Source organism: Streptosporangium sp. NPDC006013 (assembly GCF_040614275.1).
In the GTDB taxonomy this organism is placed as follows: Bacteria; Actinomycetota; Actinomycetes; order Streptosporangiales; family Streptosporangiaceae; genus Streptosporangium.
Genome location: NZ_JBEXUE010000184.1, coordinates 1 through 17,908, shown reverse-complemented (window position 1 = coordinate 17,908; position 17,908 = coordinate 1). Strand labels below are relative to the sequence as shown.

Here is a 17,908-nt window from a genome sequence, read left to right as displayed (position 1 = left end):
CGCCCTGGGGCTGCCGGGTTCCACGGCCGTCGCCACCTCCAGGGACTTCCCCGGCGCGATCCCCGACCACCTGGTGGTGGCCGCCTCGCTGGTCGAGAAGAGCGGATGCCTGGCAGCGGAGGTGCTGATCCACGACCGACGACCACCGCCACTGATGTTTCACATGGAGCCGCGCCCAGCTCGGTTACGGTGCGCGAAGCGTCCCCACCAGCGAGGCTGGAGGTTATTCGATGACACCATCCGAGATGGTCGCGGACCAGGACCTCCGTCTGGAGCTGATCCTGGTCGAGGTACTGCACCACGAGGCCGAGCACCTGGTGACCGGCTGAGCGCCCCGGTCCCGGCTCCAACGGGGGGAGCCTGGACCGGAGTCGTCCGGACGGGCGATCAGGGGCGTCCCACACCGGCCGCGGCCATCAGTTCGTCCGGGTCGGCGATCACGTTCTCCCGCCAGCCCTGCGGTACGTGCCGGAGATCCACGGATTCGCCGTCCCGCTCCAGGATGAGCCCGAGAACCCGCTGCGGGGTCAGCGGGATCTGCGACACGGACTTGCCGATGGCGTCCGCCACCGCGCAGGAGACCACGGCGGCCACGTTCAGGATCGGCACCTCACCCGCGCCCTTGACGCCCAGGGGCCCGATGGACGGAGCCCCCTCGTAGAGATCGAGCCGGACCGGGACGACATCGCCGGACAGGGGCACGCGGTAGGTCTCGAAACCCGTCTGCCGCACCTTCCCCCGAGGGTCGATGGTGATCTCCTCGTGCAGCGCGTAGCCCAGTCCCTGGACCACACCGCCCTGCACCTGGCCCAGGATGGCCCTGGGGTTGATCGCCCGGCCGACGTCCTGCACGACGCGGTAGGCCAGCACCTCCACGTGGCCGGTGTCCGGATCCACCGCCACGTCGCACTCGTGCACGGCGAAGACCGGCAGGTCCAGTGCCCCGATCAGGTGTCCGGCCGCGCAGCCGGACATGGGCTGCACGCCGGTGCCGGTGAACGAGCCGGAGCCGGAGATCGGTCCCGACACCTGCTGCGCGTGTTCGGCGACCTCTCTGAGGGTGATCCGCGCCGACGGCACCCCGTTCACGACGACGTGGCCGTCGGCGAGACTCAGATCGCCGGGAGACGTCTCGAGCATCTCCGCCGCGACCTCGAAGACCTTCCTGCGCACCTCGTCGCAGGCGGCGACACCGGCCGCCCCCAGCGAGACGGTGGTCCTGCCGCCGCCCACGCCGCCGTCGTATCCGGCCGCGTCGGTGTCCGCGGCCCGGACCGTGACGTCCTCCACCCGCAGGCCCAGCGAATCGGCGACGATCTGCGGGATCGCCTGCACGGTCGATCCCGAACCGATCTCGACCCCGGCGGTGACCAGGGTGACGCCGCCGTCCGGGTTGAGGTTCACCGTCGCCGCGGAGGGCCCCACGAAGATGAACCAGGTGCCGACCGTCGTCGCGGTGCCGTACAGACGTCCGTCGTCGGCCTGCCTCACGGGCTCGCCCGAGTCCCGCAACGAGATCATCCGATCGAGCATGGGAGCGAGCACATCGCCCTCGAACACCTGTCCGGTGGACCCGATGTCGCCGTCGCCGAGGACGTTACGCCGCCGGAACTCCACCCTGTCCATGCCGAGCGCCGCGCAGATCTCGTCGGTGTGCCGCTCAAGGGCCGCGGTGCAGTACGTGCCGTTGCAGGCGCGGAACGCCCCGTTGGGCGGCGAGTTGGTGTAGACCGCGCGGCTTACCAGCCGCACGGCTCCCAGGCGGTAGTTCCCGCCCAGCGTGTGAGCCGTCATGCTGGTCAGGAACGGCTGTTCACCGCCGTAGGCGCCGCAGTCCATCAGGACCACCGCCTCCCGGGCGAGGATCTCGCCCGACTCCGACACGGCGGACCGGATCCGGATCTCCGCGTTCTCCCGGCAGAGCGCCGTCTGCATCTCCTCCTGCCGGCTGTTGACCAGCTTGACGGAACGGCCCGAGGCGCGGGCCAGCAGGGCGGCGAACGGCTCGATGCTCACCTCGAACTTCATCCCGAATCCACCGCCGACCGGCGGAACCACCACCCGGACGTCGGACTCCCGCACCCCGAGGAGGCGTGCCGTGGAGTTGCGGACCGCCCAGGGGACCTGGGTGGACGTCTGAAGGACGAATCGCCCGTTCTCATAGCCGGCCACGCAGGCGCGCGGTTCCAGCGGCGTCTGGTTCTGCCTGCCCGCGACGAACTCCGTCTCGATGATCCTGACGTCGCTCCGGGCGAACACCGCGTCGGTGTCCCCGCGCACCACCGTGGCCTCCCAGCCGATGTTCCGTGCCCGCCGGCCGCCCTCGATGAGCACGTCGTAGTCTTCCCAGCCCGGATGGAGGTCGCGGGCGTCGCCGGCCAGCGCCTGGGCCATGGTGATCAGGGGGGTGAACTCCTCGACCTCGACCACGATGGCCGCGGCGGCCGCGCGGGCCTGCTCCAGGGTCTCCGCCGCGACCGCCGCGATGGGCTCGCCCAGGTAACGGATCTCGTCGACGGCGAACAGGGGGTGGTCGGCGATGGTGATCCCGTACCGGCCGGGGGCGTCGGCGGCCGACACGACGGCCCGCACTCCGGGCATGCGCCGGGCGGGCTCCAGGTCGACCGAGACGATGCGGCCCGCGGCCACGTCCGACCGGCGCAGTGCCGCGTGCAGGAGCCCTCCCGCGGCGGCGTCCACCGTGAACATCGTCCGGCCGCGCAGCTTGTCCTCGGCGTCGCGACGGGGCAGGTTGGCTCCGATGACCTGGCTCACGATCCGTTCCCCTCCGCCTGTCGCCCCTGTCCCGCGGCCGCCTGTGCCGCCGCGAGCGCGGCGTCCACGATGCGCTCGTATCCGGTGCACCTGCAGATGTTGCCGACCAGGGCCTCCCGTACGTCGTCCCGGTCGGGGTCCGGATCCGACTCCAGCAGCGCGCTCAGCGATATCAGCACCCCGGGAAAGCACATCCCGCACTGCACCGCGTCGGCGTCCTTCATCGCCTGCTGAAGGGGGGAGAGCGCGCCGGCCGGGTCCGCGAGGGACTCCACGGTCCGGACCGACCTGCCCTCCGCGTGTCCCACCGGAACCAGGCAGGACGCCACCGCGTCGTCGTCCACGAACACCGTGCACGATCCGCAGAACCCTTCGCCACACGCCATCTTCGTGCCGCTCAGGTGCAACTCCTCGCGGAGCACCCTGGCCAGCGGGGTCATCGGGCCGGCGTGCACCCGCCTCACTTCGCCATTGACCGTCAACTCGGTGCTCATGCCCTGCCCGCCTCTCCGCGGTCTTCCCGTCCGGCGCGACCGGACCGTTCCAGCGCGCGTACGGCCCGGCCCACGACCGCCGGCAGCACCTGCGACCGGTACCAGCCGTCCACCTCCACCGACTCCCGCGCCTGGAAGGATCCGGCGAGCTCGCGGGCGGCGAGCACCGCCGCGTCCGCGTCGAGTCGCCGGCCGACCAGCGCGGCCGCCATCTCCGGCCACAGGCGGGCCACGGGTTCGACCGAACCCACCGCGACGGTGGCCGACTCCACCACCCCCGCGTCGTCCACCGCGGCCGTGGCACTGACGATGACGACCGGGTAGTCCCCCGCCCGCCGCATGGTCAGGCGAGCGTGCGCGGACACGACGGGAGCCAGCGGCACGGACACGTGCGACAGCACCGTCGCGGGAAGTGCCGCGCCCCGCGTGGCGAGGAACCGGCTGAGCGGCATCCTGGTCTCACCGGCCGGACCCCTCACGATGGCGACGACCGACAGGCTCAGCAGCGCGGGTACCAGATCCGCCGCGGCGAAGCCGGTGGTGCAGAGGTTGCCGCCGACCGTGGCCTGACGCCTGACGGACGGGTTGGCCGACTTCGCCGCGGCCTGCCGGAGGACGTCCAGCCCGGGGTGGCCGGCCAGCGCTTCGGCCAGCCGGGCATGGGTGACGGCCGCGCCGATCGTGAGATTCGTACCGTCGTCGTCGATCCGTCCCAGTTCCTCGATCCGGGCCAGTGACACGTACTCGCCGCGGAACGGCTCGCCACGGGCGGGACTCCGCATGACCCAGGTGGCGCCGGCGATCGGCACGGCGTCCAGGTCGGAGGTCGCCAGCCGCTCGATGGCGTCGTCGAGCGAGGCCGGCCGGTACAACGCCGGTGTTGCCGAAGCTGTCGTCAAAGCTGTCAACGGAACTCCTTGTCCAAGGGCCCGCGGCCGGGGTCCGGCCGCGGGCCACGGCCCGGCTCAGCGGGCGGCGACCACGATGCCGACCTCCACCGGACTGTTCAGCGGTAGCCGCGGGGCTCCCACATTGGTACGGACGTGCCGGCCGGCTTCCCCGAAGATCTCCACCATGAGCTTGCTCGCGCCGTCGAGCACGGCCGGATGTTCGACGAAGTCCGGGCCACCGGCGATGTGCCCGGTCACGCTGAGAACGCGGACGATGTCGTCGACACCGCCGAGAACTCCGGCCGCGGCGGCGATCGCGTTCAGCCCGGCCTGACGTGCCGCACCGGCCGCCGCGGCGATGTCGAGGTCGACGCCGACCAGCCCCGTCAGCGGCAGGCGGCCGTCGACGAAGGGCAGCTGGCCCGTTGTGATCACGATGTCGCCGTACCGGACCGCCGCGACGTACGCACCGGCCGGCGCGGGGACGTCGGGCAGCACCAGTCCCAGTGCCGCCAGCCGTTCCGAAGCGGTCTGGGGTCGCATCAGGCGGCCGCGCCCAGAGCCTGGCGCACCCGCGACTCCCAGTCCGCCGCGGCGGCACGCGCCCGCAGCGCCTCCTCCAGGGTCACCGCCACGAAGCGGGTTCGCGTCCCCGGAGAGCACTGGGCGACCAGGTTGAGATCGGTGCTGATCACGGTGGCCAGCATGGCGTAGCCGCCGCCGGAGACCGCGTCGCGATGCAGGATGATCGGCTCCACGCCGCCCGGCACCTGGATGGAACCGATCGGATATCCGGCGTCGACGATGTTGGAGGGGTCGGACCCCGCGCCGAACGGCTGAACCCGCTGCTCCCATTCCAGCACCGGACCGGAGTATCGGAAACCGGTGCGGTCCGCGACCGGGGTCAGCGACCACTCCGACTCCAGCAGGCAACTGCGGCCGGCGTCGGTCAGCCGGTAGTCGTACAGCCCCATGACCACCCGTAGCTCGACGTCACGGCTGTGGACGGGCCTGAGCTCCTCGGGCACGACCCTGCCTGGGGTTCCTTCGGCCCCGCCGATCGGGACCAGGTCGCCCTTCCTCAGGTTCCGGCCCTCGAAGCCGCCGAATCCGCCCAGCGCGTAGGTCGACCGGCTGCCCAGCACCACGGGAACGTCGAACCCACCGGCGACGGCGATGTAGACACGCGCGCCCGCCTGCAGGAAACCGAAGGTCAGCCGGTCTCCGGCCGCGACCGCGAAGGACTCCCACTGCGGGACCGGTGCTCCGTTGAGCAGCACCGGCATGGTCGCGCCGGTGACGGCCACCACCGTCGGCTCGTCGAACCGCAGGGCGGGCCCCATGTAGGGCGACTCGATGACCGCCGCGTCCGGGGTGTTGCCGACGAGCAGGTTGGCCGCGGCCGCGGCGCGCAGATCGGCGGCGCCGGACGGCGGGATGCCCACGCTGTAGTAGCCGGGCCGGCCGCGGTCCTGGATGCTTGAGGCCAGCCCGGGCTCCAGAATCTCAACCGGCATAGAGAGCTCCCAGAAGTTCGGTGTTGTAGCCGTCGGGGTCGGCGAGGAATCGATCGAGGTCGAAGGTGATCGGGCGCTGGCGGTAGCGGTAGGTGCCGGCCTCGACCTGCGCTCGGATGTTGTCGTATTCGGCACTGTCGATACCGCGGAACTTGACGATGTCGCCGGGACGGAAGAACACCATGAAGTCGCTGAAGTCGGCGAGCCTCTGCTCCGGGTCGAAGATCGGCACGGGGGTGACGCCGAACATCTGGTACCCGCCGGCTCCGCGGACCGAGTAGATGCAGGCGAAGCATCCGCCGTGTCCGATGGTGAGGGCGGGCGTGTCGGTGCGCGGCCTCAGATACTTGGGCAGCTCGAGCTGGCGTTCCCGGGGAACCATCTGGAACATGAACGGCAGTCCGGCCACGAAGCCGACCATCGAGGTGATCCACGGCGAGCCCGAATGGGCGTCGATGAACGCCTGCACGGAGTCCATGTCGTTCTCGACGGCCGCGAACTCCAGGTCGTTGCCCTCGGGCCGCTGGTGCCGGTCGCGGAACCTGGCCCCCGTCTCGTTGGTGAACGGGTCGTCGTACCAGACGGGGACCTCGAAGATCCTGGTCTCGATGCTCCGCGAGGGTGAGCCCGCGACCTGCTCCTCGGCCGCCCTGACCGCCGCCTCGACCGTGGCGGGCGGCACGACGTCGGGGTCGAACCTGATCAGCAGGGACGCGTTCGCCGGGCAGATGTCCACGATCCCCGGCAGCCGGTTCTCGGTGAGCGCCTTCGCCACCGCCATGGCCGTGAAGTTGACCTCAAGGCTCATCGCCTCGGCGAACTGGACGACCAGATGCTCGTCGCCACCCCAGGAGTAGCGGCTCTCGCCTGCTCTGCACACGGTGTTCTCCTTCACTTGCCGCCCCCGGTCCTGGTGCCGGCCATCCAGTCCTCCAGGAAGGTGGTGTGGTACCGGCCGTCGCGGAACTCCTCGATGTCGATCACCTCGCGCAGGAATCCCGCGGTGGTGACGACACCTTCTATCTCGACCTCGTCCAGGGTCCGGGCCATGCGGGCGATCGCCGCCCGGCGGCTGTCCCCCCAAACGATGATCTTGGCGAGCAGGGAGTCGTAGAAGGGGCTGACCTCGCTGCCCGGCCCGAATCCCGAGTCGATGCGGACGAACGGGCCGCCCGGCATCCGCATGGCCGACAGCACGCCGGGGCTGGGCATGAACCCGAAGTCCGGGTTCTCCGCGTTGAGCCGCACCTCGATGGCGTGGCCGCGGAACTCGACGTCCGCCTGGCAGAACGACAGCGGGTCGCCCGAGGCCACCGTGAGCTGTTCGCGGACCAGGTCCCGGCCCGTCACCATCTCCGTCACCGGATGCTCCACCTGGATCCGGGTGTTCATCTCGATGAAGTAGAACCCCTCGCTCGCGGAGTCGTAGAGGAACTCGACGGTGCCGGCCCCGGAGTAACCCGAGACCTTGGCGAGCGCGACGGCGGCGTCGGCCATGGCGGTGCGCACGTGATCGGGCAGGCCCGGCGCTCCCGCCTCCTCCAGCACCTTCTGCCGCCGACGCTGCATCGAGCACTCGCGTTCCCCCAGGTGGACGAAGTTCTCTCCGTCACCGAACACCTGGACCTCGATGTGCCTGGCGTTGGGAACGAACCGCTCGATGTACACCAGCCCGCTGCCGAACGCCGCCTGGGCCTCGGCCTGGGCGACCGGCAGCGCCTCGGCGAGCTCCGTCGCGTCGGCCACGATACGGATACCGCGGCCACCGCCGCCCGCGGCGGCCTTGACCGCCACCGGGTATCCCGCCCTCGTAGCCGCGGCCAGAGCCTCGGACAGGCCGTCGACGGGCCCGTCGGATCCCGGCACCGTCGGCACTCCGGCCTCCTCGGCGGCGGATCTGGCCCGTGCCTTGTCCCCCATCAGCCGGATCGTCTCCGCCGACGGTCCGACGAAGAGGAGCTTGGCCCCGGTCACCTTGTCGGCGAACTCGGCCCGCTCGGAGAGGAATCCGTACCCGGGATGCACCGCGTCCGCGCCCAGATCGACCGCCGCCGTGACGACGGCGTCCATGTTCAGGTAGCTGCGGGAGGCGGCGGGCGGGCCGATGAGCACCCGCTCGTCGGCCAGCCGGACGTGCAGGGCGTCCTGGTCGGCCTCGCTGTACACCGCCACCGTGCTGATCCCGAGTTCGCGGGCGGCCCGAATGATCCGCACCGCGATTTCGCCGCGGTTGGCGACCAGCAACTTACGCAACAGGATCAGTCCTTCTCGATGGTGACGACGCCGTCCCCGGGGCCGATGATGCTCTCGTTCTCCGCGTGGATCGCCGTCACGGTCCCGCTCTCCCCGGCCTTGATCTCGGCGAACTGCTTCATGACCTCGACCAGGCCCACGGTCGTCCCGGCGGTGACCACACTGCCCACCTCGACGAAGGGCGGCTGGTCGGGCGCGGGCCGGGTGTAGAAGACGCCGGGGAGCGGAGACTGCACAACGTGCTCAGACATGAGAAGCCTTTCAGGACGACGAGTTCGTCGAATCGATGACATTTCTGATGGCGGAGGCGACTTCCACCGCGTTGGGCGTGTCCGAATGGACGCAGACCGTGTCGAATCTCATGGGGATCCGCTCGCCGGTGACGGCAATGGCGACTCCCTCTTCGAGAGCAACGGTCATTCGCTCCACCGCTCGCTCGACAGGTGTGGCATGCGGCCGCCTGGCGATGATCAAACCGCCTTCGGCCGTGTATTCGAGGTCGACGTAGAACTCGGCGAGAAATGGAATTCCCCGAGCCTGGCAAACCCGCTCGTGCGCGGTGCCCGCCATTCCGAAGACCGGCACCTCATACGTCGCGGCGACGTCGCACACCGCGTCCATCAGTGCCTCGTCCCGCGCGACCATGCCGTACAGCGAGCCGTGCGGCTTGATGTGATCAAGAGGTACACCCGCGGAGTCGAGGAAGCCCTTCAGCGCTCCCACCTGGTACTGAACGATGTCACGTACCTCATCAGGGTACAACTTCATCTCGCGTCGCCCGAAGCCGACCGGGTCGGGCAGTCCCGGGTGCGCGCCCACGGAGACCCCCGCCGCGGCGGCGCCCGCGACGGTCTCGCGCATGCCGCTCGGGTCTCCGGCGTGGAACCCGCACGCCACGTTCGCCGTGTCGATCAGGGCGAGCAGCGCCCCGTCGTTTCCGAAGGAATGGATCCCGAAGGATTCCCCCATATCGGAATTCAGAGTGACCTTCATAATCACACCTTTCCTGCGTACACCGCGGCGGCGAGTCGAGTACGGAGACGGTCGGCGACAACCGCCAGAGCCAGCACAATGCCGGTGACTATCATTTGATAGTAGGAATTGATTTGCGCCAGATTCATGCCGTTGGCGACGATTCCAATGAAAACCGCGCCCAGCACCGCGTCGAGCACCCGGCCGGATCCGCCGCGGAGGCTGACCCCGCCGATGACGGCCGCGGCGATCGTCTGCAGCGGAAGGGAGGCTCCGATGTTCGCCTCTCCGGTCTCGATGCGCGCGGTGAGCAGCACGGACCCGACCGCCGCCAGGCCTCCGGCCAGCACGTACGTCAGGATCAGGGTGCGGAACTCGCTGACCCCGGAGAGCCTGGCCGCGCGCGGGCTCGACCCGACGGAGTAGATGTGGCGCCCCTGGCGGGTCAGGGTCAGAAACAGCCAGAGGAGCCCGGCCGCCAGTGCGGCGAGCCAGATGGAGACGCCGATCCCGAGGACGCTGCCGAAGCCCAGCCAGTCACTGAACTCCTGGGGCAGGCCGGAGACCGGCACGCCCGAGGTGAGCATCAGGGCGAGCCCGGAGAACACCGAGGCGGTCGCCAGCGTCATGATGAAGGGATTGATGTTCAGGCTCGCCACGCCCAGGCCGTTGACGAGCCCGCAGATCATGCCGACCAGCACGCCCGCGGCGACACCGACGAGCACAGCCGTCAGGGGGGAGGAGGTCTCCGACTGGGCGGTCATCGCCATCGCCGTGGTCACCGAGACCAGCGCGGTGATGGCACCGATCGACAGGTCGAACCCGCCGACCAGCAGCACGGCGAACTGGCCGAGAGTGGCGATGATGATGTACGAGTTCTGCCGCAGCGCCGAGTGGATGTTGTCCACGGTCAGGAAGTTGTCCGACATCGCGGAGAAGGCGATCAGCGCGACGACCACGAGGATGGGCAGCACACCGATCTTGACGAATGTGCGGGCGGCGTACGAGATCACAGATCTCCGAGGTCGTAGGGCCACTCCGACCTCACCGGGGAGGGTCATGCGATCTCCTTTGTCGCTGGTTCGTCCCAATGCATCATGTGGCGCAGGACCGTTTCCTCACTGAGGTCGTCCCGCTGTATCTCGGCGGTGATCGTTCCGTGCGAGAACACGTACACCCGGTGACAGAGATGAAGGATCTCCGGCAGTTCCGAGGAGATGACCAGCACGGCGTTGCCCTTCCGGGCGAGCTCGACGATCTGGTCGTAGATCGTCACCCGGGCGCCGACGTCCACCCCGACCGTCGGCTCGTCCAGCATGTAGGTGTCGCAGTCCCCCAGGAGCGCCCGCCCCAGCAGGCCCTTCTGCTGGTTGCCGCCGGAGTAGCTGTCGGCCGGGCGCTCAGGATCGGCCGGGTTCAGTTTCATCCGGCGCAGCATGTCGCCGGCCGCCGCGCGCTCGCGTCCCGGCCGCAGCACCGGCCCGCTGGACATCGGCGCCCGGCGCAGCCAGGGAAGCGTGACGGTCTCGCGGAGCGGACGGTTGAGGAACAGCCCCTCGGTCTTCCTGTCACTGGGCAGGTACACCACGCCGGACTTCATGACACGGGCGGGATCGGCGCCGGTCAGATCCTTGCCGGCGATCGTCAACGTCCCGGAGTCGATCCGCTCCAGGCCGAAGCAGGCACGGGCCGCGGTGGACTTGCCCGATCCCATGAGACCGGCGAATCCCACGATCTCCCCCGCGCGGAGCTCGAAGCTCGCGTCGCGCACCGCGCCGTCGAAGGTCGTGATGCCGCGGGCGGCCAGCACCACGCCGGTACCGGGTTCGGGCAGTTCGGGGTAGAGGTCCTCCACCACCCGGCCCGTCATCAGGCCGATCAGCTCGTCGTCCGGCGTGCCACCGGGAACCGTCGTGATCAGCCGCCCGTCCCGCAGCACGGTCACCCGGTCCGCGAGGCGCCGGATCTCGGCCATCCTGTGCGTGATGTAGATGATGCCGACCCCTCGGCCGCGCGCCTCCTCGACGAGGGCGAACAGCCGCTCCGACTCCTCCTCGGTCAGCGAGGCGGTCGGCTCGTCCAGGATGAGCACGCTGAGCTCGGGCCGGAACGCCTTGGCGATCTCGACCATCTGCTGCTCGGCCCGGCTCAGCGTCTCCACCAGCCGATCCGGCGAGATGCGGAAATCGAACTCGTCCAGGCGCGCCTGCGCCAGCTTCCTGCTCTGGCGCCGGTTGACGAATCCGTACCGGCCGGGCTCGGAGCCCATCACCAGGTTCTCGGCCACGGTCATCGTGGGCATCAGCGAGAACTCCTGGAACACCGCGCTGATGCCCAGCTCGCGTGCGGCCGCGACGCCGGAGAACTCGACGGTCCGCCCGCCGACCTCGATGGTCCCGCCATCGGGGTGCTGTGCTCCGGAGATGACGGAGATGAGGGTGGACTTCCCGGCCCCGTTCTCGCCGAAGAGTACGTGCACCTCACCTCGGCGGAGCTCGAAATCCACCTGGTCCAGCGCGGTCACACCCGGGTACTTCTTGGTGAGCCCGCGGATCCGAAGCACGGCTCCGTGGTCAGGTTCGGTCATAGGAGGCAATCTTTCTGATGGTGGAACGCTCCAGCTGGGCCGGAACCGACGCGACGGGTCAGCTGCCGGCCTTGACCTGGAACGTCGGGGACCATCCCTCGGGCGCCAGCGTGGTCGTCAGGTCGAAGTCACCGAGCGTGTCCTTGGTGACCATGACGAGCTCCGGCCCGACGTGCTTCATGAACTCCTTCTTCTCCAGCGCCCGGACGGCCTGGTCGATGGCGATCCGGCCCTGCAGCACGGTGCTGTCGCTCGGCGCGCCCTGCACGGTGCCGCGCTGGATTCCGGTGTGGGTACCCGGGGTGAAGTAGTAGCCGGCGACCTTGATCTTGTCGCTGAGGCCGCGGTCCCGCAGGATCGGCCCGGCGGCCTCGGCGGTCACCGCGGTGCCGATGATGTAGTCGATGTCCGGGGTGGCGGCGAGCACGTCCTCGATCAACCGGGTCTGGGCGTCCTTGCCCGTGTCGCCCCACTTGGTGTCGACGATCTCCACCTTGCTGTCCTTGAGCGCGCTCTTGAAGCCCGCCTCGCCGGCCTCGGCCCAGCCGGCGCCGCTCGGCCCGGGGAACCAGGCGACCTTGACCGGCTCTCCCTTGGAGTCCTTGATGAGCCAGTCGGCCGTGATGGCGGCCAGGTCGTTGAACGAGACGAGCGACTTGGCGGTGATCTTGTCGCTGGACATGCCGTTGACGACGTCGATGATCGGCTTACCGGTCGCCGCCAGGCGGTTCACGGTGCTGTTGAGCCCGTCGTAGGAGATGGCGCCGATCACCAGGGCGTCGGCGCTCTGCGCGCAGTCCTCGATCTGCTGGGTCTGCTTGTCGAGGTTCTCGTAGCCGCCCGCCTCCACCATCGTCATGTTGACGCCGGCTTCGCGCGCCTGCTCGGCCACCCCGTAGTTGAGGCCCAGCCAGTAGGCGTCCTTCATGTGGGGCACCGACACGCAGATGTTCCAGGCCTTCTCCGCCTTCCCCACGGGCGTGTACTCCGCCTTGGTCCGCTCGCTGTCCATGGAGAAGTCGGCCCACACGTCGACCTTCGCCGGCGCCCAGTTCTTGGCGGGGGCCGCCGAGGCGGCCGTGGCGCCGTCGGCCGCGCCGGTGGGGGTGGATGAGCCGCAGGCCGCAAGCGACAGCATGGCCACAGCGGAGGTCGCCAGGAAGGCGGGATGCTTGAACCGCACGAATGCTCCCTTTATTCGTTCCACATCGGGAACTTCGCGTACAGGGGTGGGATGCCAAGCAGTCAACAGGGATGCCGGTTTCACCGTCTACGTGCGTGCGGGCCAAGGCTGCGGAGCTTGTATTGTGCAGTTGCACAGCGTGAGGCTCCGCCACAGAGAGGAATCCGCCCCATGGCCCTGACGCTCGACCAGCTCATCGCCGAAGCGGTCCTGGAGCTGACACTGGTCACGCCCAGTAGCCCTGAGCTGCTGCAACGCACCGTTCGATGGGTCGCGTCCACCGAACTGGTCGACCCCACCCCCTTCCTGCGCGGGGCCGAGCTGGTGCTGACCACCGGTGCCTTCATCGGCGCGGATGACTACGAAGGGTGGCGGGCCTTCACCCAGCGGCTCAAGGCGGTGCGGGCCACGGCCCTCGGTTTCGGCTGCGGTCTGACGCACCAGGAGGTGCCGCGCGCGCTGGTCGAGTGCGCCACGGCGGTGGACCTGCCGCTGCTGATCGTCCCCTACAACGTGCCCTTCGTACGGATCAGCGAGTTCGTCGCCGACGCGATCATCGCCGACCGGTTCAAGGACATGGGGCGGGCCTCCAATCTCGCCGCCGAGCTGGCGAGATTCATCTCCAACGGGGCTCCCCTGGCGGCCCTGCTGAAACAGATCGCCGAGGAGATCAAAGGTGAGGCGGCCATCGTCGACATCGACGGAAAGGTGATGGCGAGTTGGCCCTCGCACTGGGAGTGGCAGACCGACCTGGTGCTGGAGGGGCTGGCCACCAACGGGACGACCGGTTACTTCGCGGTACCGCTCGACCAGGCCGGCGCGCACGACCACGTTCTGGTCGGCCGGTCCGACGAGGCCATGGAGATCGTCCGGATGGCCATGGGTTCGGCGGCGACCCTGGTCGCGATCGACCTGACGCGGAGGTTGCAGGAGGAGCCGTCGAGCGCGACGCGGATGGCCGCGGTGCTCGCCGGCCTGACCGACTGGACCACGCCCACGACAACGCTGATCAGAGCGCTGCGGGTGGCGGGGTTCGAAAGCGACGTGCCCTTCGTCGTGCTGGTCGCCCATCCGAATCCCGCGTTCTCCGCCGGCTACTCCCTCCGGCTGCGCCTGGCCGTGGAGCAGGTGCTGCCCATGGTGCGTTCGGTGCGCAGCGGCGAGACCCTGGTGCTGCTCGCCCAGGGCGACGTCGCCGACGCCACGGGCAAGGTCCTGGAGGTTCTCCGGCGGGAGATGCCCAGCCGGCGGATCGTCGTGGCCGGACCGGCACACGACGCCGGGGAGGTTCGCATGGTCTTCGCGTCCGCGCGTGCCGTGATCACCCCGGACCAGTCGAGCCCGATCCGCGCCCGCGCCTTCGACCTGACCTCGATCGTGGCCGCGGCCGCCGGCCGGGGCGGGCAGCATGCCGCGCGGGAGTTCCTGCAGCCGCTGATCGATCACGATGCCAAGACCAACGGCGAGCTGCTCCACACCCTGCGGACCTACCTGCGACTGGATGCCAGACAGCACACGACGGCCCAGGTTCTGCACGTGCACCGCAACACCCTGCGATACCGGCTCGCCCAGATCGGCAGGCTGCTCGAAGCCGACCTGGACCACCTTGACACCCTGCTGATCTGCAACCTGGCGTACCGGATGTACGACCCGGCGGGCGGCTGACGCCGGCTCAGCGGTCGCCCTCGCCGCGCGCGGCGAGGGCCTCACCCAGCTCGTCGGCGTGACGCAGGGTACGGATCAGGAACGGCACCGCGAACGCGATGACCGAGCGCTGCGCCCCGCGGGCCTTCGCCGCCTCGCGCACCTCAGCGGCGATCTTGGACAGCGCGGCCACCGACTGCAGGGTGAGCCCGACGAGCAGGCCGATCCGGTCCGGACGCACCCCGAACCGCCGCAGCGGCCGCAGCCCGCGCTCGACGGCGGACACCACGTCATCGACCCTGGTGGTGATCGTGAACAGGTTCGCCGCGGTCAGCGCGGCCACGATTCGCAGGCACACCAGCACGGCCGCGTCCAGGCCGAGCAGCCACCACTGCAGCGCGAACATGAACGCCACCAGCACCCCGAGCGTGCGGGCGACCCGCAGGCAGCGCCCGGGCGAGACCCGTGCCAGCGCGTACCCCAGGACCATGACGGCGCAGATCCCGCCGAGCCACACGGGAGAGCGCAGGACGAACACCACCGCCGCGAGCCCGAGCAGGGCGAGGAGCTTCCAGCCGGCCGGTGTCCGGTGCAGCGGACTCGATCCCGGCTCGTACCATCCGCCCAGCATCAGCCGACGAGCTTCCGGTAGTGGCGCAGCGCGGGGTCCGGCTCGTCGTCGGCCACCACGCGGCCCCCGTCGAGCACGATCACCCGGTCGAAGTCGCCGAGCAGGTCAAGGTCATGGGTAACCAGCACGACCCGCTGCCTCAGCCCCGCGAGCAGGGTGCAGAACTGCCTCTTGTTCCGCAGGTCGAGCAGCGTCGTCGGCTCGTCGCAGACGAGCACGTCGGGGTCGAGCACGAGCATCCCGCACAGCGCGAGCAGCTGCTTCTGGCCGCCGGAGAGCTGGTGCGCGGGATGGTCCGCGTAGCCGCCGAGCCCGTGTTCGGCCAGGATCTCGGCCGCCCGCGCGGCACGCTCCCCGGCGGAGAGCCCGCTGCGCCGCAGGGAGAAGGCGACGTCCTCGCCCGCGGTCGGCATCACGATCTGGCTGTCCGGATTGGTGAAGACGAAGCCGACGCGCCGCCGTACCTCACGGCCCTTGCGGCTCGGGTCCAGCCCGTCGACCAGCACCCGGCCGGTGCTCGGCAGCACCAGGCCGTTGATCATGCGGGCCAGGGTGGACTTTCCCGAACCGTTCGCGCCGACGAAGGCCACCCGCCGCTCGGACAGGCGGAGGTTCACTTCGGACAGCACGACCCGTTCGCCGTAGTTGTGCCCGACATCCTCGAACTCGATCACGGAGCCGTCTTCCGCCTCGTCCGGGAGCGGGGGATCGCGAGCATCATCCGGTCCGCGTCGCCGGTCTCGCCAACAGGCCCGGCAGGGCGCGATGCACCACGGCGGCGATCAGCGAGGCGGCCACCACCTTGAGCAGATCACCAGGCACGAAGATCAGCGACTGCAGCGCGGCCGCCGGCAGGTCTCCGATGTACACGCCGAGGAACGGGATGCCGATCAGGTAGTCGGCGGCCAGCCCGGCCGCGTTGGCCAGCAGCAGCACCGGCAGCCCGACGCGCTTGGCGCGCGACACGATCAGACCTGCGACCAGCGCCGACAGGACCCAGCCGATCAGGAATCCACTGCTCGGCACGAAGAACGAGGCGATACCACCGTGCCCGCCGGAGAGCAGCGGCAGGCCGATCGCGACCAGCCCGAGGAACAGTGCGACGGACGCGGCGCCACGGCGCGCGCCCAGGATGCTGCCGGCCAGCAACGGCCCGGCGTTCTGGATCACGATGGGGACGCTCGAACCGCCGACGTAGATTCCGGGAAAGATCCCCAGCACCGCGATGAAGGCGGCGAAGACGACCGTACGGGCAAGATCGACAGCGGGCAGGGGGGAGCGGGACTCTGACACATCAGACACGATATCCGCTGGTCATCCCAGAAACGCCAGGGCCGGTGGGGTGAGCCCCCTCAGCCGTTCGCCGTGGCGGGAAACCCACGGCCGCGCTTCGGCTCGGCCTCCGAACCGGGGGCCGGCTCGACGCCGCCCGGGAGGATCCCGGTGATGCGGTCCAGCGTCATGTTCGCCTCTCCCGCGGCCCGGTGGCCGGCCTGACGTCCTTCGAACCGCAGTGGTGGTGCAGTGGTGGTGCACTGGTGGTACGGTACGCCACCGGCCAGGTCGATCTCGTCACCTATTTCGGCGCAGCCGGTATCGGCATAATCGTTGGCCGCGAACAGACGCGCCAAGATATCGACGATCCGCTCTCGCATCTCGTCATATCGCGCGGTGCGACCCGCCCCGATCTTTCACCTTGTTTTCTCTTTAACCGGCATGACCGCGCCCGTGTCTCCATACGGATCGCCACGCACAAGTACAGATCACTCAGTCCGTCGAACGTCGATCTCGAGATGGCAGACCATGGCGCGGCGTACCCGGGAGCACGCGATCAGACGCTTCCCGAAGGGTGAGCCGATTGCGTTTCACGACCCGCTGGAAGTCTCGTCGTGAACCATGCCCCGGGGATTCTCGGCTCAACGACCGGTCGGCGTACGAGCGATTACATTACCCCGAATCCCACGCCCGCCCTCTCCGGTCCGGAATTCCTCAGCGTCCCGCCGGAAACTCGTAGATCAGGCGAATCGCGTCGTCGATGGCCTTGTAGACGTTGTCGATGGTCCGGCGTCCCATGATCCAGGCGCGCAGCTCCCCGTTGAGGACGGCCGTGAGGACGCTGAAAATCGCCTGGTGGTCCTCGTCCAGAGCCTCCTCGCTCGCGAAACCGGATCTCACGATGTCGACGAAGATCCCGTCGAGCGAGTGGTAGATGTCCGCGACATAAGGGTCGGACGCCGTCTCCAACACGATGAGAACCCGATAGAACTGGGGCTGCAGCTGAAACGCGCGAACCGTGCGATGAAGCACATCACCGATGCGCTCGCGCTCCGTTTCTCCAGCAGGGGCGGACTTGTCGAGTTTGCGCTTGAGCCCTTCCTGCCACTCCCGGAACGCGGCCGCGAAGAGATGCTCCTTGGAGGTGAAGTACCTGTAGAGCGTGCCCAGCGCCACACCCGAGTCCCGCCGGATGAACGTTTCACGCTCGGCGCACGCCTTTTCACAGCTTTGACCAGGTCATCCACATGTCGGAGGCCGGAGCCGGTGGCCGCCTACCTTCGGACGGCCGCCGATGTGATACTTCCGGTGCCGGGAAGCCCGATTCGAGCGCCCCGCGCGTTTCTCCGGAAACACACTTCGTTCATGCCGCAGGAGAATTGATGCGCAGAATGCGAGCTTTACTCGTTTCGGCCTTCCTTGCCACCGGCCTGGTGCTGTCCGTCGGCGTGCTGCCCGCGCAGGCCGCCACACTCAGAAACGTCTACTACTACGACTGGGACTGCCACCGGGTCGGAAACCTCGGCATCCAGGAGGGGTGGTGGACCTCGTACACCTGCACCCCCCAGTCCGGGTTCTGGTTCCTCTACGCATGACGCCGCTCCCGGCACGCCCGCGTGCCGGCCGGCGGCCGGGAGCGGAGCCGAAAGGGAGTGCACACGTCTGAACTCCACGCACACGCCGAACA

19 protein-coding genes are annotated in these 17,908 nt (G+C 69.4%); 3 read left to right on the top strand and 16 right to left on the bottom strand.

Going from position 1 to position 17,908, the window contains the following annotated elements:
• Positions 1–387: 387 nt before the first annotated feature.
• From ABZ260_RS25995 to torT, 12 genes are all read right to left on the bottom strand, one after another.
• The gene (locus ABZ260_RS25995; RefSeq protein WP_355622596.1) at positions 388–2,775 is read right to left on the bottom strand and encodes a xanthine dehydrogenase family protein molybdopterin-binding subunit; all 2,388 of its coding nucleotides are present in this window, start codon (positions 2,773–2,775) and stop codon (positions 388–390) included.
• Entirely contained in the window at positions 2,772–3,269 is a 498-nt protein-coding gene (locus ABZ260_RS25990) for a (2Fe-2S)-binding protein (protein ID WP_355622593.1), read from the bottom strand. The genes ABZ260_RS25995 and ABZ260_RS25990 overlap by 4 nt, the downstream gene beginning before the upstream one ends.
• Entirely contained in the window at positions 3,266–4,168 is a 903-nt protein-coding gene (locus tag ABZ260_RS25985) for an FAD binding domain-containing protein (RefSeq protein WP_355622590.1), read from the bottom strand. Before ABZ260_RS25985 ends, ABZ260_RS25990 begins: the two co-directional genes overlap by 4 nt.
• Before the next feature lie 66 nt (positions 4,169–4,234).
• Positions 4,235–4,702, bottom strand: a complete 468-nt coding sequence (locus ABZ260_RS25980; protein WP_355622587.1) for a RidA family protein — start codon at positions 4,700–4,702, stop codon at positions 4,235–4,237.
• Positions 4,702–5,676: a biotin-dependent carboxyltransferase family protein gene (locus ABZ260_RS25975; protein ID WP_355622584.1), complete on the bottom strand. Its 975-nt coding sequence runs from the start codon at positions 5,674–5,676 to the stop codon at positions 4,702–4,704. The genes ABZ260_RS25980 and ABZ260_RS25975 overlap by 1 nt, the downstream gene beginning before the upstream one ends.
• Positions 5,666–6,556, bottom strand: a complete 891-nt coding sequence (locus tag ABZ260_RS25970) for an allophanate hydrolase subunit 1 (protein ID WP_355622581.1) — start codon at positions 6,554–6,556, stop codon at positions 5,666–5,668. The genes ABZ260_RS25975 and ABZ260_RS25970 overlap by 11 nt, the downstream gene beginning before the upstream one ends.
• An 11-nt stretch (positions 6,557–6,567) precedes the next feature.
• Entirely contained in the window at positions 6,568–7,929 is a 1,362-nt protein-coding gene (locus tag ABZ260_RS25965; protein WP_355622578.1) for an acetyl-CoA carboxylase biotin carboxylase subunit, read from the bottom strand.
• 5 nt (positions 7,930–7,934) lie between these two features.
• On the bottom strand, positions 7,935–8,180 hold the full coding sequence (locus tag ABZ260_RS25960) for an acetyl-CoA carboxylase (RefSeq protein ID WP_350960054.1): 246 nt from the start codon (positions 8,178–8,180) through the stop codon (positions 7,935–7,937).
• 10 nt (positions 8,181–8,190) lie between these two features.
• Complete coding sequence (gene pxpA, locus ABZ260_RS25955) at positions 8,191–8,922, bottom strand: 5-oxoprolinase subunit PxpA (protein WP_355622603.1); 732 nt, start codon at positions 8,920–8,922, stop codon at positions 8,191–8,193.
• A gap of 2 nt (positions 8,923–8,924) precedes the next feature.
• Positions 8,925–9,962, bottom strand: a complete 1,038-nt coding sequence (locus ABZ260_RS25950) for an ABC transporter permease (RefSeq protein WP_350927177.1) — start codon at positions 9,960–9,962, stop codon at positions 8,925–8,927.
• A complete protein-coding gene (locus ABZ260_RS25945; protein ID WP_355622573.1) occupies positions 9,959–11,488 on the bottom strand; it encodes a sugar ABC transporter ATP-binding protein in 1,530 nt (509 codons plus the stop codon). The genes ABZ260_RS25950 and ABZ260_RS25945 overlap by 4 nt, the downstream gene beginning before the upstream one ends.
• A gap of 58 nt (positions 11,489–11,546) precedes the next feature.
• A complete protein-coding gene (gene torT, locus ABZ260_RS25940) occupies positions 11,547–12,671 on the bottom strand; it encodes a TMAO reductase system periplasmic protein TorT (protein WP_355622570.1) in 1,125 nt (374 codons plus the stop codon).
• Positions 12,672–12,842: 171 nt separating this feature from the next.
• On the opposite strand from torT, the gene ABZ260_RS25935 reads away from it, so the two are divergent.
• Complete coding sequence (locus tag ABZ260_RS25935; RefSeq protein WP_355622567.1) at positions 12,843–14,336, top strand: PucR family transcriptional regulator ligand-binding domain-containing protein; 1,494 nt, start codon at positions 12,843–12,845, stop codon at positions 14,334–14,336.
• Positions 14,337–14,343: 7 nt separating this feature from the next.
• On the opposite strand, the gene ABZ260_RS25930 is transcribed toward ABZ260_RS25935, so the two are convergent.
• The 3 genes from ABZ260_RS25930 to ABZ260_RS25920 are packed head-to-tail and all read right to left on the bottom strand — an operon-like array spanning position 14,344 to position 16,239.
• Positions 14,344–14,946 carry an energy-coupling factor transporter transmembrane component T gene (locus tag ABZ260_RS25930; RefSeq protein ID WP_355622564.1) on the bottom strand — a complete coding sequence of 201 codons (603 nt, stop codon included), beginning with the start codon at positions 14,944–14,946 and terminating at the stop codon, positions 14,344–14,346.
• Positions 14,946–15,620: an ABC transporter ATP-binding protein gene (locus ABZ260_RS25925; RefSeq protein ID WP_355622561.1), complete on the bottom strand. Its 675-nt coding sequence runs from the start codon at positions 15,618–15,620 to the stop codon at positions 14,946–14,948. The genes ABZ260_RS25930 and ABZ260_RS25925 overlap by 1 nt, the downstream gene beginning before the upstream one ends.
• Positions 15,621–15,663: 43 nt before the next feature.
• On the bottom strand, positions 15,664–16,239 hold the full coding sequence (locus ABZ260_RS25920) for a biotin transporter BioY (RefSeq protein ID WP_355622558.1): 576 nt from the start codon (positions 16,237–16,239) through the stop codon (positions 15,664–15,666).
• Positions 16,240–16,430: 191 nt separating this feature from the next.
• Between ABZ260_RS25920 and ABZ260_RS25915 the strand changes: the two genes are divergently transcribed.
• Positions 16,431–16,799 carry a hypothetical protein gene (locus ABZ260_RS25915; protein WP_355622555.1) on the top strand — a complete coding sequence of 123 codons (369 nt, stop codon included), beginning with the start codon at positions 16,431–16,433 and terminating at the stop codon, positions 16,797–16,799.
• 136 nt (positions 16,800–16,935) lie between these two features.
• Here ABZ260_RS25915 and ABZ260_RS25910 read toward each other — a convergent pair whose 3' ends face one another.
• Complete coding sequence (locus tag ABZ260_RS25910; protein WP_355622599.1) at positions 16,936–17,415, bottom strand: TetR/AcrR family transcriptional regulator; 480 nt, start codon at positions 17,413–17,415, stop codon at positions 16,936–16,938.
• Between the two features lie 188 nt (positions 17,416–17,603).
• Between ABZ260_RS25910 and ABZ260_RS25905 the strand changes: the two genes are divergently transcribed.
• The gene (locus tag ABZ260_RS25905) at positions 17,604–17,816 is read left to right on the top strand and encodes a hypothetical protein (protein ID WP_355622552.1); all 213 of its coding nucleotides are present in this window, start codon (positions 17,604–17,606) and stop codon (positions 17,814–17,816) included.
• Positions 17,817–17,908: the final 92 nt, after the last annotated feature.

What these genes read in the sequence shown, in the direction of transcription:
- ABZ260_RS25990 (WP_355622593.1), bottom strand. Translation starts at nt 3,269, where the DNA reads ATGAGCACCGAGTTGACGGTCAATGGCGAAGTGAGGCGGGTGCACGCC.
- ABZ260_RS25980 (WP_355622587.1), bottom strand. Translation starts at nt 4,702, where the DNA reads ATGCGACCCCAGACCGCTTCGGAACGGCTGGCGGCACTGGGACTGGTG.
- ABZ260_RS25975 (WP_355622584.1), bottom strand. Translation starts at nt 5,676, where the DNA reads ATGCCGGTTGAGATTCTGGAGCCCGGGCTGGCCTCAAGCATCCAGGAC.
- ABZ260_RS25960 (WP_350960054.1), bottom strand. Translation starts at nt 8,180, where the DNA reads ATGTCTGAGCACGTTGTGCAGTCTCCGCTCCCCGGCGTCTTCTACACC.
- pxpA (WP_355622603.1), bottom strand. Translation starts at nt 8,922, where the DNA reads ATGAAGGTCACTCTGAATTCCGATATGGGGGAATCCTTCGGGATCCAT.
- ABZ260_RS25950 (WP_350927177.1), bottom strand. Translation starts at nt 9,962, where the DNA reads ATGACCCTCCCCGGTGAGGTCGGAGTGGCCCTACGACCTCGGAGATCT.
- ABZ260_RS25945 (WP_355622573.1), bottom strand. Translation starts at nt 11,488, where the DNA reads ATGACCGAACCTGACCACGGAGCCGTGCTTCGGATCCGCGGGCTCACC.
- ABZ260_RS25935 (WP_355622567.1), top strand. Translation starts at nt 12,843, where the DNA reads ATGGCCCTGACGCTCGACCAGCTCATCGCCGAAGCGGTCCTGGAGCTG.
- ABZ260_RS25930 (WP_355622564.1), bottom strand. Translation starts at nt 14,946, where the DNA reads ATGCTGGGCGGATGGTACGAGCCGGGATCGAGTCCGCTGCACCGGACA.
- ABZ260_RS25905 (WP_355622552.1), top strand. Translation starts at nt 17,604, where the DNA reads ATGCGCAGAATGCGAGCTTTACTCGTTTCGGCCTTCCTTGCCACCGGC.